Origin of the sequence: Vermiculatibacterium agrestimuris (genome assembly GCF_943193085.1) — a bacterium.
GTDB lineage: Bacteria > Bacillota > Clostridia > Oscillospirales > Oscillospiraceae > Vermiculatibacterium > Vermiculatibacterium agrestimuris.
In genome coordinates, this window is the sequence record NZ_CALPCU010000018.1 from 1 (window position 1) to 17,455 (window position 17,455).

The window sequence follows — 17,455 nt, forward strand, 5'->3', positions numbered from 1 at the left end:
GCCACAACCCCAAGGAGTATAACGGCTATAAGGTCTACTGGGCCGACGGCGCCCAGCTGGAAGTGGCGGCCGGTTTTTTCTATGGAAAGAACTCAGGCGACGAGGAAGAACTTGACGAGGAACAGGGCGGAGATGACGTAGGTCAGGGCGGAGACCTCCCTGGCCTTGCCGGTGAACACTTTGATGACCGTGTAGGAGATGAGGCCCAGACCGATGGCGTGGCCGATGGAGCTGGACACGGGCATGGCGATGAGCATGAGGGCCACGGGAACCATCTGATCCATATCGTCAAAGTTCACGTTCTTCAGGCCCATGACCATCAGTACGCCCACGTAGATGAGAGCGGAGGAGGTGGCGGCGGCGGGGATGATGGCGGCGATGGGGGCGATGAAGATGCAGGCCAGGAACAGAACGCCGGTGGTGAGGGCGGTCAGGCCCGTGCGGCCGCCGGCCTCCACACCGGAGGCGGACTCCACGAAGGTGGTGACAGTGGAGGTGCCGGTGCAGGCGCCGGCCACGGTGCCCACTGCGTCGGCCAGCAGGGCCTGCTTCATGTGGGGCATATTGCCGTGCTCATCCACCATGCCCGCCCGGGAGGCGGTGCCCACCAGGGTGCCGATGGTGTCGAACATATCGATCATGCAGAAGGTGATAATGAGGGTGACGGCGGTGAAGGCGCCGATCTCCATGAAGCCCTGGAAGTTGAACTTAAAGAGGGTGGTGTCCACCATATCCTGGAAGGGGGGCAGGAAGGAGGCGCTGGACAGGGAGGCGAAGGGGTTGACCTGCAAAACGGCATAGGAGCCGATCCAGTAGACCACCGAGGCCACCAGCATGCCCAGCAGCACCGCGCCCTTGACGCCCTTCTTGGCCAGGATGACGATGACGAACAGGCCGATGAACATGGTGGCCACGCTGAGTACCATGGCGTTATAGCCGGAGCCCATGGTGCTCTGGGCCACCGCGGGGGTCAGGGCGCCGAAGAAATCACGCATCACGAAGAAGGGGCCGCCGGTTTCGGAGTAGACCCCGGCGTTGGAGCCGAAGCCGATGTTCATGAGCATCAGGCCGATGGCGGGGGCGATGCCCAGCCGAACGCCCAGAGGGATGGCGTCGACGATTTTTTCCCGGATGTTGAGCAGGGACAGGATGAGGAAGATGATGCCCTCAATGAGAATGATGACCAAAGCGGTCTGGAAGGAGGCCAGATAGCTCATGCCGGTGAGGCCGACGATATTGGCCACCACCACGGCGAAGAAGCTGTTAAGACCCATGCCGGGCGCCAGGGCAAAGGGCTTATTGGCGGCGAAGGCCATGACGAACATAGCGATGGCCGAGGCGATGCAGGTGGCCAAAAATACGCCGTTCCAAAGCGGGGAGCCCACGTCGAAGCCGGTGAGCAGGTTGGGGTTCAGCGCGATGATGTAGGCCATGGTCATGAAGGTGGTCAGGCCCGCGACGAGCTCCGTGCGCAGGGTGGTGCCGTTTTCCTTGAGCTTGAACAATTTTTCCATTACGCTCCCTCTCCTCAACTTCCGGGATTTTTTTCGGGATAAGGGAGGCGAACGGCAAAAAAGGGAAAAACAAAATAAGCAGAACTATATCGTTAGTTCCGCTCTATGCAATTCCGGTAGTTGTCGGATAGGCCGCCAGTAGAGACTCGAGACCCAACTCGTCTCGATTATACCGAAAATATGAAGTTGATAGAAGTATGCTACCATAGAAATCGGCAAAATACTACTGATTTTTTCTGCAAATTGACAACAGGAAAACTGGGGAGTATAATTCAAAATAGACAAAAGGCAAGGAGCTGATAGTATGACCTATGAGTTGTCCGTGGCGGGCCTGAGGCGGGAGCTGCCCCTGTGTCCTCTGAACGATACGCTGATGATCGGCGCGTTTGTGATCTTCGGCGATGTGGAGCTGACCTGCGCCTGCGCCCGGGAACTTTTGAAGAAGGCGCCGGAGTTTGACTACATGGTGGCGCCCGAGGCCAAGGCCATCCCTCTGATCCACGAGATGGCCCGCCAGAGCGGCCGCAACGAGTACTTTCTGGTGCGGAAAAAGAAGAAGGCCTATATGAACGGCGTGTTTGAGGCGGTGGATAAGTCCATCACCACCGAGGGGGAGCAGAAGCTCTACATGGATGGGGCGGACGCCGCCAAAATGAAGGGTAAGCGCATCCTTATCCTGGACGACGTGATCTCCACCGGCGGCTCTCTGGCCGCAGTGGAGAATCTGGTGGAGCAGGCCGGCGGCAATGTGGTGGGCCGCATGGCCATCCTGGCCGAAGGGGACGCCGCCAGGCGGCAGGACATCCTCTTTCTGGAGAAGCTTCCCCTGTTCAACAGCAGGGGGGAACCCCTGGGCTGAGGCGCTATCGTGAAACAAGGCCCCGTTTCCAAAATGGAAACGGGGCCTTGTTATATCTTTATTCGATGGGCCCAAAGTCCCCGTGGAAGGGGAAGACCACCCAGAGCGCCTTGCCCAGGACGTACCGTTCGTCCACTGTGCCCAGCAGCTCATGGCGGGAGTCGGAGGAGTGGTTGCGGTTGTCACCCATGACGAAGATAGAGCCCTCGGGCACCACCACGTCGGAGATAGACATTTCAGGGCTTGCGGGGTAGACCATGATCTCGTTGATATAGGGCTCGTCCAAAGCCGCGCCGTCCACATAGACCTTGCCCGCGGTATAGTCCACCGTCACGTGCTGGCCGCCGGTGGCGATGACCCGCTTGACGATGGGGTCGTTCATAAAGGTGTTCTTGCGAAGCACCACCACATCCCCCTGCCTGGGGGAGTAGCCCAGGGACTGGAGGAGCATCAGATCCCCCTCGTGAAGGGTGGGCACCATGGAAGAGCCCTTCACCTCAATGACCCGCCCCACCAGGGCAAAAACCAGGATGAGGAAGATGAGGACGGTGACCAGGGTCTGCGTCCAGTAGAAAAGATCCAGCTTAAAGGAGCCCTTTTCCTCCTCGGGTTTTTCACTGGGATTCAAAGCCTCGTCAGTCATGAGATCAGCTCCTTTTCTGTGGGGGGAAATCCCCGCGGACTCATATGGAACAATTATTATAACCCAATCAAAGGGAAAATGCAACCTTCTCACAGCGAGGCCAGGCTCACATCCCGGCCCCTGAGCAGCCCGGCCTCCCGGCTGTGGCAGGTGAACAGGAGCACCTGCCGCTTTTCGGCCAAGTCCAGAAGGCAGTCCAGGGCGTAAGCGGCCCGGGTATCGTCAAAGGCGTCCAGGGCGTCGTCCAGCAGAATGGGGCAGGGTTCCCCGGCGGGGAGCACCAGCTCGCACATGGCGAGGCGCATGGCCAGGTAGAGCTGTTCCGCCGCGCCCACGGAGAGGGAGAGATCCTGCCGGTGGGCCGCGCCGTCCCGCTCCTGGGCCAGAGCCTGGAACTGGCGGGTGAGGGCGGCTTTGTCATACTTTCCGCCGGTGAGGGCGGAGAGAAAAGCGCCGGCCTTGGCGTTGACGGCGGGGGAGAACCGCTCCCGCAGAAGGGAGTCGGCGTTTTTCAGGCTCTCCAGGGCGGCGGCGATGGCGTCATACTCCCTCCGGCGCTGTTCCAGCGCCTCCATAAGCTGGCCCCGGCGCTCCTCCAGCTCCGCCGGGTCGCCCTGGGAGGAGAGCTCTCCCTGGAGCCGGGCGGCGCTGGCGGCGGCCCGCTCCAGCGCACCGTTTACGGTCTGAAGCCGGGCGGCCAGTTCCCCGGCGTCCCCCTGGACAGGGACGGCGGAGACCGCCGCCGCAGTTCCCTGGGGGGAGGGGAGAGCGGTGAGCAGCCGCTCCGCCGCCTCCAGCCTGGCCTGAGCCAGCCGGTAGGTTTCCCCCTGCTGCAGAGCCCGGGAGAGGGCGGCGGAGACCCCGAAGGGATCGGAGACTTGAGGGGCGAAGGGGCGGACAAAGTTTAGAAGCTGTCCGGTGAGCTCCTCTTTCTGCCCGGCGAGCTTGTCCCGCTCGGTCTGGGTGGCCTGAAGCTGCCGCTCCGCCTCCTGAAGGGCGGTCATCTTCCGGCTGTACTCTGTCCCACGGGTCAGAATGTCCTCCGGCGTCTGGGCCTGATAACGCTCCATAAGCGTGGAAAGCCGTTTTTTCTTTCCCCTGCCCATGAGGAACATGGGCAGGGCCACGACGGCCCAGCCCAGAATAGCGCCCAGGATGAGCATGGGCAGGGAATAGGGGCGGCCCTGGGCGGTGCGGCCGAGCGCAAAGCCCAAAATGCAGCCCACCGGCGCGCCCAAAAGGGACAGGAGGGAAGCCCCCTTCTTTTGCAGGGCCACGGCCTGGTCGTGGTCGGCCTGGGCCTTGGCGGCGGCTTGGGCGGCGTCCCAGCCGGAGAAACAGGGGTCTGACTGGGCAGCTTTCCGGGCCTCCTCCGCCGCCTCTCTGGCCTCTGGGATGGCCTTCTCTGCCATGCGCAGGTTGGCCTCTAAGGTATTCAGATATGCCAGGTCTCCCTGGGCCCGGCGCAGCTCTTCGGTGGAGGGAAGGTACCCTGCGGCAGCCTGGGCGGTCTGCAGGGCGTCCAAAGCGGCGTCGTAGTCCGCCTGAGCCTGCTGCCGCCGCTGGCCCTGTTGGGCGGCGCTGGCGGCGGCGTGGGCCTGGAGCCGGGTCTGGAGCTGGGCCTTCTGGGCCTGGAGGGCCTCCTGCTCCTGGAGGGCGGCCTGGGCCTGGCGGAGAAGCTCTCCCTGACGGGCGGCGGCGGTCTCTACCTGCTCCAGCTGGTGTTCCAGCTCGGGGATGAGGCCCACCCGGCTGTTTACCTTCCGCCGGTTGAGCCAGTCCTTCAGCCGCCGCTCCACCTGGGAGAAGGACACGTCCTCCTCCCCCGAGGTAGCCAGGGTGGCCACCCGCTTTTCCAGATCCCCACTGGGGGAGAGGGAGATCTCCCCCTGGCCCACAAAGGCGGTGCGCTCAAAGACCTCCCGGGAGATCCCCAGCAGGGTCTCGCCGCAGTTCTCCGCCGTCAGGCCGGGGACGGCCTCGCCGGTGGCGGTATAGACGGCGGAGAAGGCCCCCCAGGCCGCTGTTCCCTTGGGGCCGCGGTAAAGGGTGACCTCCCGGCCCTTCCATTCCAGCTCGATGGTGCCCTCCATGGCCGCCCCCGACCAGGGCTGGTAGCGGTTTTTCTCCGCCAGGTAGCCCGCCCTGTCCCGGTCGCGGGTGGGGAAGCCGTAGAGCATGGCCCGGAGAAAGGCGCACCAGGTGGACTTGCCGGCCTCGTTTTGGGCCTGGATGAGGGTGAGGCCGTCGCCGGGGATCAGGACGGCCTTTTCCAGCGCACCGAAGGAGGCGGTCATTTTCCGTATTTTCATGGCGTATCCTCCCCATTTTCCAAGGCGGCAAGGCCGTAGCGCACCGCCCGCTCCAGGGTGGCCAGCTCCTCTCCCTGGGCGGCGGACATGCGCCGGCGCATGTCCCGGAGGAAGAGGCCCGTGAGGCTGTCCTCCTTCTCCCGGGCCCACAGATCCTGGGGCACCCGGGTATGGTCGCGGACGGTCAGAGCCCAGCGGTAGGGCCTGGCGGCGGCCAGGAGGGCGCTGACGTCCAGAGCCCCGGCCTCCCCAGTGAGGATGAGGCGGCAGATGTCCTCGCCCCTTCCCAGGGCCAGGGCGGCGGTCACGGCCTGGGCGGGCTCTTTGCCCGTCAGGTCGCACTCCAGGATCTCATACCGGCGGCGGCACAGGGGGAGGAACTGGGCGGTGACCTGTGCGCCGTCCAGGGTGATCCACAAAGCGCCCTTGTCGCCCAACTCGTCAAAGCCCCGGCCCTCGGCGCAGCCCGGGTAGGCCCAATATGTACCGCCCTCCCGCTGGAGGCCGGAGCAGCTGTGGACATGGCCCAGGGCCAGGTAGGTAAGGCCGCTCTGGGCGATCTCCTGGCGGGAGATGGAGCCGTACCGGCCCGTGCCGTCCACATCCCCGTGGCACACCATCACCGCGGGCTTGTCCCCGCCGGCGGCCTGAAAGCCGGCCAGGGGGGAGTTGTCCCGGAACTGGCCGGTAAAGGCGCAGCCGTAAAGGTCGAGGCCAGGCAGCTCCACCCGCTGGGGGGCGGGTTCCCGGAAGAGGATCACGTTTTTGGGCCAGAAGTCGGCGGCGTAGAGGCAGGCGGGGTGATAGAAGTCGTGGTTGCCGGGGGCAATGGCCACCGGGGCGGGGATACGTCCCAGGGCGGCGGCCAGGGCCTGGGCGGTCTCCCGGTAGGTCTGCTCCGAATCTAAAAGGTCGCCGGAGAGGAGCACCAGATCGGCCCCCTTCTCAATGGCGGTATCCGCCAGGGCGTCCAGAAAAAGCCGCTGCTCGGAGCGGCGCTGGCGGGCCTGCTCCGCTGTCAGGGCGGCGAAGGGGGCGTCCAGGTGGAGGTCGGCGGCGTGAAGGATATGAAGCATGGAGCACGCTCCTTTCATGGAGAGGAAAATGGGGTGGTTTTGCGGGAGATAGGGGCCTGGGCGCCGGGTCAATCCCCCAGATCCACCCGCTCCACCGCCATGCACTTCCTGGCGGCGGTGTCGATGGTGAACAGAACGCTCTCCAGCTTCCGGGGGCCGGGGGCCTCCTCGTACCGCCGGGGAAGGCCGCCCAGGAAGCGGTTGACGGCCTGCTCGGGTTTGATGCCCAGCACCGACTGGGCCGGGCCGGTCATGCCCAAGTCGGTGACAAAGCCGGTGCCCTGGGGCAAAATATGCCCGTCGGCGGTGGGCACATGGGTGTGGGTGCCCCACACCGCCTGTACCCGGCCGTCCAGGTACCAGCCCATGGCCCCCTTCTCGCTGGTGGCCTCGGCATGGAAGTCCACCACCACGATGTCGGCCTCCATCTCCTTCAGGGCCTTATCGGCCACGGTGAAGGGGTTGTCGAAGTTGGCGTCCATCTCGGTGCGGCCGATGAGGTTCATCACCCCGATGCGCAGGCCCCTGGGGCCGTCGAAAACGCCCCAGCCCCGGCCGGGGACACGGCTGGTGTAGTTGCCGGGGCGGAGGATATAGGGATTCTCCTCCAAAAAATCGGCGATCTGAAGGCGGTTCCAGGTGTGGTTGCCCAGGGTGATCACGTCGCACCCGGCGTCGAAGATGACATGGGCCTGCTGGGGGGTGATCCCCACCCCGGAGGCGTTCTCCCCGTTGACCACGGTGAAGTCCACCGCCTTGAGTTTTTTCACGCTGCGCAGGTGGTCGGTGAGATAGTCCAGGCCGGACTGGCCCACCACGTCGCCTACGGCCAAAAGATGCAGGATCATGGGCATTGCCTCCTTGCGGTATTAACTTATATTATACGTCATCTTTCCCCAAAGCGCAATTGCTACCACCAAGGTCTCCACTGTCCATTGAATCCCCAAAAGAACTGTGGTAAAATCAGGCTGTACGAATTGACGGGCCATTCATAAGCCGGGCGTGAAGAGGGAGGACGCGGTATGGACGATATGTTGCAATTTGCGGACAGGGAGGAGTTTCGGAGCTGGCTTGCGGAGAACTGCCTGTCTGAGGACGGGGTTTGGCTCCTGTTCGGCAAGCCGGGCGGGCCGAAGACGATCACAGCCGCGGCAGCGCTGGAGGAGGCGCTCTGCTTTGGGTGGATCGACGGACAGATGGAGCGGCTGGATGAGAAGACCTACCGGAAGTATTTTTCCCAGCGGCGGGCCAAGAGCAAGTGGTCGGAGAAAAATAAAGCCCTGGTCAAAGACCTGGAGGCGCGGGGGCTTATGACTGAGTTTGGCAGGAAGAAGATCGAGCAGGCGCAGAAAAACGGCCAGTGGCAGGCCCCCAAGCCTGCGGCTGTTACGCCGGAGCAGATCGAGGCCCTGTCTGCGCTTTTGGCAGACTATGCGCCTGCCTGTACCAATTTTCAGGCCATGCCCCCCTCGGTAAAGAAGACCTATACCAAGGCATACCTGGACGCCAAGACGCAGGCTGGTCGGGAAAAACGGCTTGCCTGGATGGTGGACAGGCTCAACCGGAATCTGAAGCCTATGTGAGGGCCATAGAGACCAAATTTGTAAATTTTCCTTGAACTCCCTTGAAAAATCGCATACGAAGGACTATCATATATTAGCACTCCAATTCCTGGAGTGCTAATATTCGTTTTTGATAAAATTATCATATATGGAGGCAAAAAATCATGGCAAAGAAGCAATTCAAAGCGGAATCCAAGCGGCTGCTCGATCTGATGATCAACTCCATCTACACCCACAAGGAGATCTTCCTCCGGGAGCTGATCTCCAACGCCAGCGACGCGGTGGACAAGCTGGCCTACAAGGCCCTCACCGACGACAAGGTGGGCGTCAAGCGCAAGGACTTCCAGATCACCCTGGAGACCGACAAGCAGGCGCGCACCATCACCATCACCGACAACGGCATCGGCATGACGAAGGAGGAGCTGGAGAAGAACCTGGGCACCATCGCCCGCAGCGGCTCCCACCAGTTCAGGCAGGAGATGGACAAGGCCGCGGCGGGGAAGAAGGTGGACATCATCGGCCAGTTCGGCGTGGGCTTTTACTCCGCCTTCATGGTGGCCGATACGGTCACTGTCCGCTCCCGGGCCTATGGGGCGGAGGAAGCCTGGGAGTGGAAAAGCGACGGAGCCGACGGCTACACGGTGGAGAGCTGCAGGAAGGAGGGCGTGGGCACCCAGGTCATTCTTCACCTGAAGCCGGACACTGAAGAGGAAAAGTACAGCGAATATCTGGAGGCCGGCCGGCTCCAGGAGCTGGTGAAGAAGTACTCCGATTACGTCCACACCCCCATCCGCATGGAGGTGAGCCACACCCACATGAAGCCCCGCCCGGAGGACGCCGGGGAGGACTACCAGCCGGAGTACGAGACCCACACGGAGATCGAGACCCTCAATTCCATGGTGCCCCTGTGGCAGAGGCAGAGGAGCCGGGTGAAGAAGGAGGAATACGACCAGTTCTACCGGGAGAAGTTTGGGGATTGGGAGGAGCCGCTGTGCACCATCCACATCGCCGCCGAGGGCCAGATGGAGTACAAGGCCCTGCTCTTCATCCCCGCCCACGCTCCCTTCGATTACTACTCCAAGGACTACGAGAAGGGCCTGCAGCTCTACTCCTCCGGGGTGCTCATCATGGACAAGTGCGGGGAGGTGGTTCCCGACCACTTCTCCTTTGTCAAAGGGGTGGTGGACTCCCAGGATCTGCCTCTGAACATCTCCCGGGAGACCTTGCAGCACACTCGGGCCCTCCACATCATGGAGACCAATGTGGAGAAGAAGGTGAAGGCGGAGCTGCTCAAACTCCAGAAGGAGGAGCGGGAGAAGTACCTGCAGTTCTGGAAGGGATTCGGCCGCCAGCTCAAGTACGGCACGGTGAACGGGTACGGGGCCAAGAAGGAGGTCTTGCAGGATCTGCTGTTGTTCCACACCTCGGACGGCGAGGCGCTGACCACTCTGGCCGAGTATGTGGAGCGGATGAAGGAGGGGCAGGAGAGCATCTTCTACCTGTGCGCCGAGAGCGTGGAGCTGGCCCGGGCCCTGCCCCAGGCCGAGCGGGTGCTGGACAAGGGCTATGAGATCCTTTACTTCACCGACGAGGTGGACGAGTTCGTGGCCCAGACCCTGATGCGCTATGCCGACAAGTCCTTCAAAAACGCCGCCGACGCCGACGCCCTTCCGGAGACGGAGGAGGAGAAGCAGGCCGCCGAGAAGCGGGCGGAGGCCAACCGACCGGTGCTGGATTTCGTGAAGGAGGCCCTGGGGGACAAGGTCAGCGACGTGCGCCTTTCTAAAGTCCTGAAGTCCGGGGCGGTGTGCATGACCGCCGACGGCCCGCTGAGCCTGGAGATGGAAAAGTACTTCCAGAAGATGGGCGACGAGGGCATGGGGATGATGAAGGCCCAGCGGGTGCTGGAGCTCAACGCCGACAGCCCGGTCTACGCGGCGCTGAGCCAGGCGGTGGCCCAGGAGCCGGAGAAGGCGAAGAAATACGCCCAGCTCCTCTATGACCAGGCCCTCATCATCGCCGGCCTCCCCGTGGAGGACACGGCGAAATATACCGAGCTGGTCTGTTCCCTGATGGTATAATATGGATGTCTCAAAAGGGAGAGATCAAGGGCGAAAAAGCTTGCATAATATTTTAAGAAATGATATGATGCTTTTGTAGACGCCATTTGTTCCAAAAATATAAAAAGGAGGGGATCGAATGAAAAAGAAAGTTTTGTCTCTGGTCCTGGCTGGGGCGTTGTGCCTGAGCTTGGGCGCTTGCGGGAGCGGAGCGGGGAAGGAGACCCCCGAGGCCAAAGGGATCTACACGCCCGGAACCTATGTTGGAATTTCGGAAAAGGGCATGGGAGGCAAAGTGAAGGTGGAAGTGACGGTGGATGAAAACGCCATCACTGCCGTCAACGTTGTCAAGCATGCCGAGACGCCTGGTATCTCCGACCCTGCTATGGAACAGATCCCCGCCGCTATTATGGAGGCGAACTCTCCCGAGGTAGAGGCTGTGGCCGGCGCGACCCTGACCTCCGAGGCGATCAAGGAGGCCGTGGCCGGCGCCCTGGCGGTGGCCAGAGGCGAAGCCGAGCCTGTGGAGGAGACGAACACGGCCAGCGTGGAGCTCCCCTTCGAGAGCCCTGATGTCATCGTCATCGGCTGTGGCTTTGCCGGGATGAACACCGCGCTGAGCGCCGCGGAGGCGGGAGCCAATGTGCTGGTGCTGGAGAAGACCGGTAAATGGGGCGGCTCCGCCAACGTGGGCGGCTCTACCCTTTCCGGCGCGGGCACCAAGATGCAGAAAGAGGCGGGGATCGAGGATACCCCCGAGCTGCTGGTGGAAGAGATCGAGAAGCGCAACGCCGACAACGGAGGCAAAGAGAACTATAACGAGGAGCTCACCTGGTACTATGCCCGCCACTCCGGCGAGGCGGTGGACTGGCTGGACAGCCTCGGGGCGGATCTGGGTGACCGGGTACCCCGGATGCCCAGCCTCTACGAGCCGATGAATGTGGCCCGTGTCTATAGCTCCGGCAAGATCTCCACCTACATCGATGCCGTGGGCAAGCTGCTCACTGAGCAGGTGGAGGCCGGCAAGGTGGCTATTCTCTACAACACCCCGGCCACTGAGCTCATCATGGACGGAAGCGCCGTTGTGGGCGTGAAGGCCCAGACCGAGGACGGCGCTGAGGTAGAGTTCCGCGCCCCCGCCACCGTCATGTGCGCCGGCGGCTACGGCCACAGCGAGGAGCTGCTCCACCAGTACAATTTCCAGAACTGCCTGACCACCAGCCCTGAGTTCTGTACCGGCGACGGCTTCCGCTTCGCCATGCAGGCCGGCGGTGTGCTGAAGAACATGGACTACTGCTCCACTTACGCCGGCGGCGTTCGGGACGGGGACAACTTTGTCAAGACCATGAGCATCCGGGTCAAGGACTTCCCCTACATGATCTTCGTTAACAAAGACGGCGAGCGCTTCGTGGACGAGCTGGGCGCTGAGGACGGCTCGGACTACGATGAGATCACCTCCTGGTGGAAGAAGGGGGACAACACCGTTTACATCATGTTTGACCAGGCCATGGTGGACGAGCTCCGCGAGCGGGAGATGCCCATCTTCTCTGGCGATAAGGATTGGAGCAAGTGGGATACCGCTGTGGAGAAGGGCCAGGAGATCTTTAAGGCCGACACCGTGGCGGAGGCCGCCAAGCTGGCGGGCATCGATGAGGCCGGGCTGGAGGCCACCATTGCGCGCTATAACGGCTTTGTGGACGCCGGGGAGGACGCCGACTTCGGCCGGATCCGGGAGATGAAGAAGTTCGAGACCGGCCCCTACTACATCGTGCGTACGATCCCCTACGTGATGATCACCTCGGGCGGAGCTTGGATGAACGACAAGTGCCAGCTTCTCAACGAGGCGGGCGAGCCCATTCCCGGCCTTTATCAGGCCGGCGAGATGGTGGGTAACGCAAATATCTGCGGCCACACAACCTTCGGCGGTATCCAGAATACCGGCTGTATGGTCTTTGGCAAGCAGGCGGGCGCCCAGGCCGCCGCCTATGCCGCGCAGCAGAAGTAAAGAGACTGTCCGGGCCGAAAAGCTCTTCCCCGTTCCTGGAATGGGGAAGAGCTTTTCTTTTTTTGAAAATTATGAAAAAAATTTCCAGAGATGGATTGCAATTTTTTAACAACTTGCTATACTGTGTTGCGTATAGGAAATAAATTGTCTCATGCCAAAATTTGAAAGGAGTATACAATGAAAGGAACAAAACTTGCGGCTCTGTCTCTGTGCGCGGCCCTGCTCCTGTCCAGCTGCGGAACCCCCGCCGAGAAGGCGACTGTCTCGGCCGCCCCCCAGGAGGGGACTTACAAAGCGGGTACGTACGAGGCCAGCGCCGATGGCAGAAACGGCCCGGTGAAGGTGTCCGTCACCTTCTCCGCCGACGCCATCGAAAAGGTGGAGATCACCGAGCACACCGAGACCGGCGGGATCGCGGATCCCGCCATCTCCGACATCCCCGCCGCCATTGTGGACTATCAGAGCCTGGGTGTGGAGGCCGTATCCGGCGCCACCATCACCTCCGATGCCATTCTGGCGGCCGTGGCTGACTGCGTCAAGCAGGCCGGCGGCGATGTGGACGCCCTGAAGGCCGTTCCCGTCGGAGAGGGCCCGAAGGTCGAGACCCTCCAGGATACCACCGTTGACGTGCTGGTGGTGGGCGGCGGCGGCGCCGGCCTCTCCGCGGCCCTCTCCGCGGCCCAGAACGGGGCCAGCGTCATCGTAGTGGAGAAGCTGTCCGCCTTGGGCGGCAACACCCTGCGCTGCGGCGGCGCCTTCAACACCTATGACCCTGAGGGCCAGGCCAACAACCCCATGGACGAGGCGCTGGCCTCCACTGTGGAGGGCCTGCTGGCCCACGAGGACGTGAGTGAAGAGCACGCCGCGCTGAAGGCCGAGGTACAGGAGCAGTGGGACGAGTACAAGGCCTCCGGCCGAACCAACCTCTTTGACTCCCCCGAGTGGCACGCCCTCCAGACTCTGGACGCGGGCGACTATCTGGGTAACATCTCTCAGATCCGCACCCTGACCTCCAACAGCCTGGACACCCTCCACTGGCTCTCCGATAACGGCGTGAACTGGAGCGATGAGGTGAGCACCGTGGTGGGCGCTCTGTGGAACCGCTCCCACCAGACCCTGCCCGATCCCAGCGGTGCTGAGATCGTGGCCGCGCTGGAGAACGCCGCCCGGGATGAGGGCGTGCAGATCTATCTGGACACCAAGGCTGAGAGCCTGGTCAGCGAGGGCGGCAAGGTCACCGGCGCCGTTCTCACCAACGCCAACGGCGAGACCGTCACCGTGAAGGCCACCAAGGGTGTGATCCTGGCCACCGGCGGCTTCGGCGCCAACCCGGACATGCTCAAGGAGTATAACCAGGAGGGCTCCAAGTGGGAGAACATTGAGAAGCTCTCCACCAACAACACCCCCGGCGCCACCGGCGACGGCATCACCATGGGTCTGGACGTGGACGCCAACCTGGTGGGCATGGGCTGGATCCAGCTGATGGCTCTGAACTCCATCTCCGGCGGCGGCATCTCCGGCTATGTGAACAGCACCGCCTTCGTCAACAAGGAGGGCAAGCGCTTCGTGGCCGAGGATCAGCGCCGTGACGTGCTGGCCGAGGGCGCCCTGGCCCAGACTGACCAGATGTTCTTCGGCATCTGTGACAACAAGGAGGCCACTCTCCGCATGGCCCAGGAGGCTCTGGACGGTCAGGTGCAGTATGGCATGATCTCCCGGGGCGAGACCCTGGCCGAGCTGGCTGAGACCATCGGCGTGCCCGCCGAGGCTCTGGAGCAGACCATCGCCGAGTTCAATGACCTGGTGAAGGCCGGCAAGCCCGACGAGTTTGGCCGGAGAACTTGGGAAGGCACCATTGAGGAGGGCCCCTTCTACGCGGTGGCCTTCTCTCCCTGCGTCCACCACACCATGGGCGGCCTGGAGATCAACGGCAACGCTGAGGTGCTCAGCGCCGACGGAGCCGTCATCGAGGGCCTGTACGCGGCCGGTGAGGTCACCGGCGGCATCCACGGCACCAACCGGGTGGGCGGCAACGCCGTGCCCGACGCGCTGACCTTCGGCAAGATCGCCGGCGAGAACGCGGCGGCGAAATAAGGAAAGCACAAGAAAAGCCCCTGTCCAGTTTGGACAGGGGCTTTTTGCGCGGTGGAAGGACGTTTTTTCGGCCGGGAGAGGTCACCGCACTTCTTCGTACATCCCCGCGGCGTCGGCCTTTCCTACGATCTCCTGGACTGAGAGCACCTTCACCTTTGTGACGCGCTCGCCGAACTTCAGTTCCAGTACGTCGCCGGGCTTCACCTCGTAGGACGCCTTTACCGCCCGGCCGCCCACGGTGACCCGGCCGGCGTCGCAGGCCTCGTTGGCCACCGTCCGCCGTTTGATGAGCCGGGAATTTTTCAGCCATTTATCCAGTCGCATGGGATTCACCTCAAATACAGGATGGCAAAAACGGCCCCGGGAAACCCGGAGCCGTTTTGTTTTTCGTCAGACAGAGAGCGGAATTATTTCGCCACAGCGTCCTTCAGAGCCTTGCCGGGCTTGAAGACGGGAACCTTGGAGGCGGGGATCTGGATGGTCTCCTTGGTCTTGGGGTTGCGGCCAATGCGGGCGGCGCGGGACTTCACCTCGAAGGCACCGAAGCCGACGAGCTGGACCTTGTCGCCGGAAGCCAGGCAAGCGGCAATGGCCTCGATGGTGGCGTTGACGGCGGCCTCGGTGTCCTTCTTGGACAGACCGGCCTTCTCGGCGGCGGCATTGATGAGTTCAGCTTTATTCATGATGGTTTCCTCCTGTTTTTTCTTGACGCTTTATGCGTCTGTATACTTAAGGCCGAAGCCGTTAAGTCCGTTTTGCCTCCTCCCAGAGCTTGTCCAGCTCCGTGAGGGTCATCTCCTTCATATCCTTCCCCTGAGCCCGGGAGAGCGCCTCTACCTTAGCGAAGCGGGAGATGAATTTTTCCGTGGCTGCGTTGAGACACACCTCGGGGTCGGCGTCCACGAAGCGGGAGACGTTCACCGCGGCGAACATCAGATCCCCCAGCTCCTCGGTGACGTTGGTGCCCAGGTCGATGGCCTCCCGGAGCTCACCCAGCTCCTCGGAGAGCTTGTCCACCGCGCCGGAACAGTCGTCCCAGTCGAAGCCGGCCTTCCTGGCCTTCTTCTGCACCTTCTCCGCCCGCCACAGGGCGGGCAGGGACTTGGCCACGGAGGTGAGGGTATCGGTGTAGGTCTCCTGGTGCTTTTCCTCTCGTTTGAGCTCGTCCCAGTTCACCAACACCTCGTCGCTGCCGGAGACGGACACCTCCCCAAAGACGTGGGGGTGGCGGAAGATGAGCTTTTTACAAATGCCATCCGCCACGGCGTCCAAATCGAACCGGCCGGCTTCGCGCTCGATGTCGGCGTGGAAGACCACCTGGAGCAGCACATCCCCCAGCTCTTCCTTCAAATGCTCGGGGTCTTGCTCGTTAATGGCCTCGACGACCTCGCAGCTCTCCTCCATCAGACCGCGGCGGAGAGATTCATGGGTCTGTTCGCCGTCCCAGGGGCAGCCCCCCGGCGCGCGGAGGATGGAGACGATGTCTTCCAAGTCCTTGAGGCCATAGGTTTCTTTCCTAACAAAATCTATCATATTTTGCCTCCCACTGCAAGAGGTTTTTCGCAAAAAACGCTTGAAATCACTGAATTTTTTCCTGTTGTTTCCATAACTTTGGGGGTTATGTCGCCCTTGAAGAGAACAATTACTGAATATGAAGGAGCCTGGCGATCTTATCTCCCTTGGGCATGAGAGCCAGATCGTCGGGGGAAATGGCCCGCAGGGCCAAAATGAGGATGACATAGACCACCATGCCGGCCAGGATGCCCGCCAGAGTGCCGATGGAGTTGCCCAGGAAGCGGGAGACCAGTCCGTGGCAGCCCCAGGCGGCCAGTCCCATCAGGGCGGAGGCGGCCAAAGGCTTCAAAAAGACCCGGCTGTACTTGGGAGGGTGGGGGATCGCCCGGTAGATGAAGAACAGATCCATGGCCGAGGCCGCGGCGAAGCAGACCAGGGTGCCGATGGGCGCGCCCTTGATATTGATGTCATAATTGCCCACCAAAACATAGTTGACCAAGATCTTGATGACGCCGCCCACCACCACGGTGAGCATAGGCAGGTTCACCAGCCCGTGGGCCTGGAGGATGGAGTTGCAGATGAGCATGAGGCACACGAAGATGGAGGCCAGGCCCAGCTCGCTCATAATGGGCCCGGCGGAGACGGGATCCAGCTTGAAGAGCATCTGGACGATGGGGCCGCCCAGAGCGAACAGGCCGAAGCCCATGGGCAGGAAGAGGAGCGCGCCGATGCGCAGGGCGGACTCGCTGATCCGGCTGGCCCCCGGCTTATCCCGCCGGGCAAGGCAGGCGGACACGGCGGGGATGACGCTGGCGGTGATGGCCACCATGAGCTGGGAGGGCAGGTTGTAGATGGCCATGCACTTGTCGTAGATGCCCTTGAGGCCCTGGGCCATGTAGAGCACAGGCTCCACGCCGCCCTTGTCCAGCTGCTGGGCCACAGCCTCGGGGGTGATAAGCTCCGGCATATCGGTGTACATCTGCTTGAGCAGGGACAGGACGACCTTGCTGTCGATGATGGTGACGATGGAGATGGCGGCGGAGCCCAGGGTGATGGGGATGGCCAGCTTCAAAAGCCGGGATAGGATGGCGCCGTCGCCATCGGGGGTGTCGGCGCCCTTGGCGCCGCGGGCGCCCCGGTCTTTGAGAAAATGGACGAGCATATACAAAAGGGCGATGACGCTGCCGATGGAGACGCCGGCGATGGCGCCGGTGGCGGACATGCGCTGCCGGTAGCTGGGCTCGCCGGGCAGGAGCATGAGCACGGCGTAGGCCAGGGCCAGGCCGAAGACCATCTTGCAGGTGGCCTCGATGATCTGGCTCACGGCGGTGGGCACCATGTTGGAATGGCCCTGGTAGTAGCCCCGGAAGGCGGCCATGACGCACACGCACAGCACCGAGGGGCTGAGGGCCCGGACGCAGTAGACGGCGGACTCATCCTCCATGAAGTTGGCCAGGGGCTGCCCGAAGACGGACATGGCCAGGAAGCTGACAAGGCCCAGCAGCAGGAAGGTGCGCAGGGCCACGGAGAACACCCGGCGCACCTGGTTCTGGCGGCCCAGGGTGTTGGCCTCGGAGATGGTCTTGGAGAGGGCCACGGGCAGACCCGCCGTGGAGATGGTGAGGAAAAAGTTATAGATATTATAAGAGGTGTTGAAGTCTACATAGGCCTCCTCCGAGAGGATCCGGCCCAGGGGGATCTTATAGACGGCGCCGATGAGCTTGACGATGATGGAACCCACCGCCAAAATGGCCGCGCCGCCAAAGAAGGTACTCTTTTTTTGCGATTCAGACAAGATTTGCCACAGCCTTTCCG

At 62.4% G+C, this 17,455-nt stretch carries 14 protein-coding genes and 1 riboswitch; of the genes, 5 read left to right on the forward strand and 9 right to left on the reverse strand.

Annotation, left to right across the window (positions count from 1 at the left end):
• Positions 1-92 precede the first annotated feature (92 nt).
• The gene (locus NFR87_RS07360; RefSeq protein ID WP_251448495.1) at positions 93-1,514 is read right to left on the reverse strand and encodes an NCS2 family permease; all 1,422 of its coding nucleotides are present in this window, start codon (positions 1,512-1,514) and stop codon (positions 93-95) included.
• Between the two features lie 97 nt (positions 1,515-1,611).
• Positions 1,612-1,709: riboswitch (purine riboswitch) on the reverse strand.
• Between the two features lie 109 nt (positions 1,710-1,818).
• Here NFR87_RS07360 and NFR87_RS07365 point away from each other — a divergent pair.
• Positions 1,819-2,373 (forward strand): phosphoribosyltransferase family protein, encoded by a 555-nt coding sequence (locus NFR87_RS07365; protein WP_251448498.1) that lies wholly within the window; start codon positions 1,819-1,821, stop codon positions 2,371-2,373.
• 58 nt (positions 2,374-2,431) lie between these two features.
• Here NFR87_RS07365 and lepB read toward each other — a convergent pair whose 3' ends face one another.
• From lepB to NFR87_RS07385, 4 genes are all read right to left on the reverse strand, one after another.
• Positions 2,432-3,016 carry a signal peptidase I gene (gene lepB / locus NFR87_RS07370; RefSeq protein WP_251448500.1) on the reverse strand — a complete coding sequence of 195 codons (585 nt, stop codon included), beginning with the start codon at positions 3,014-3,016 and terminating at the stop codon, positions 2,432-2,434.
• 89 nt (positions 3,017-3,105) lie between these two features.
• Complete coding sequence (locus NFR87_RS07375) at positions 3,106-5,328, reverse strand: ATP-binding protein (RefSeq protein ID WP_251448503.1); 2,223 nt, start codon at positions 5,326-5,328, stop codon at positions 3,106-3,108.
• Positions 5,325-6,404, reverse strand: coding sequence for a metallophosphoesterase family protein (locus NFR87_RS07380; protein WP_251448506.1), 1,080 nt, complete (start codon positions 6,402-6,404; stop codon positions 5,325-5,327). The genes NFR87_RS07375 and NFR87_RS07380 overlap by 4 nt, the downstream gene beginning before the upstream one ends.
• A 68-nt stretch (positions 6,405-6,472) precedes the next feature.
• Positions 6,473-7,252 (reverse strand): TIGR00282 family metallophosphoesterase, encoded by a 780-nt coding sequence (locus NFR87_RS07385; RefSeq protein ID WP_251448509.1) that lies wholly within the window; start codon positions 7,250-7,252, stop codon positions 6,473-6,475.
• A gap of 174 nt (positions 7,253-7,426) precedes the next feature.
• On the opposite strand from NFR87_RS07385, the gene NFR87_RS07390 reads away from it, so the two are divergent.
• The 4 genes from NFR87_RS07390 to NFR87_RS07405 all read left to right on the forward strand — a co-directional run bounded on the left by NFR87_RS07390 (position 7,427) and on the right by NFR87_RS07405 (position 14,125).
• Positions 7,427-7,987 carry a YdeI/OmpD-associated family protein gene (locus tag NFR87_RS07390; RefSeq protein WP_251448511.1) on the forward strand — a complete coding sequence of 187 codons (561 nt, stop codon included), beginning with the start codon at positions 7,427-7,429 and terminating at the stop codon, positions 7,985-7,987.
• A gap of 143 nt (positions 7,988-8,130) precedes the next feature.
• Positions 8,131-10,047 (forward strand): molecular chaperone HtpG, encoded by a 1,917-nt coding sequence (htpG, locus tag NFR87_RS07395; protein ID WP_251448514.1) that lies wholly within the window; start codon positions 8,131-8,133, stop codon positions 10,045-10,047.
• 118 nt (positions 10,048-10,165) lie between these two features.
• Positions 10,166-12,031 (forward strand): FAD-dependent oxidoreductase, encoded by a 1,866-nt coding sequence (locus NFR87_RS07400; protein WP_251448517.1) that lies wholly within the window; start codon positions 10,166-10,168, stop codon positions 12,029-12,031.
• Between the two features lie 177 nt (positions 12,032-12,208).
• Positions 12,209-14,125 carry a flavocytochrome c gene (locus NFR87_RS07405; RefSeq protein WP_251448519.1) on the forward strand — a complete coding sequence of 639 codons (1,917 nt, stop codon included), beginning with the start codon at positions 12,209-12,211 and terminating at the stop codon, positions 14,123-14,125.
• A gap of 81 nt (positions 14,126-14,206) precedes the next feature.
• On the opposite strand, the gene NFR87_RS07410 is transcribed toward NFR87_RS07405, so the two are convergent.
• The 4 genes from NFR87_RS07410 to NFR87_RS07425 form a co-directional block, all read right to left on the reverse strand.
• Positions 14,207-14,449: an RNA-binding S4 domain-containing protein gene (locus NFR87_RS07410; RefSeq protein ID WP_251448522.1), complete on the reverse strand. Its 243-nt coding sequence runs from the start codon at positions 14,447-14,449 to the stop codon at positions 14,207-14,209.
• A gap of 83 nt (positions 14,450-14,532) precedes the next feature.
• Positions 14,533-14,808 (reverse strand): HU family DNA-binding protein, encoded by a 276-nt coding sequence (locus tag NFR87_RS07415; protein ID WP_251448525.1) that lies wholly within the window; start codon positions 14,806-14,808, stop codon positions 14,533-14,535.
• Positions 14,809-14,869: 61 nt separating this feature from the next.
• Entirely contained in the window at positions 14,870-15,658 is a 789-nt protein-coding gene (mazG, locus tag NFR87_RS07420; protein WP_251448527.1) for a nucleoside triphosphate pyrophosphohydrolase, read from the reverse strand.
• A gap of 109 nt (positions 15,659-15,767) precedes the next feature.
• On the reverse strand, positions 15,768-17,435 hold the full coding sequence (locus tag NFR87_RS07425; RefSeq protein ID WP_251448530.1) for a putative polysaccharide biosynthesis protein: 1,668 nt from the start codon (positions 17,433-17,435) through the stop codon (positions 15,768-15,770).
• Positions 17,436-17,455 lie beyond the last annotated feature (20 nt).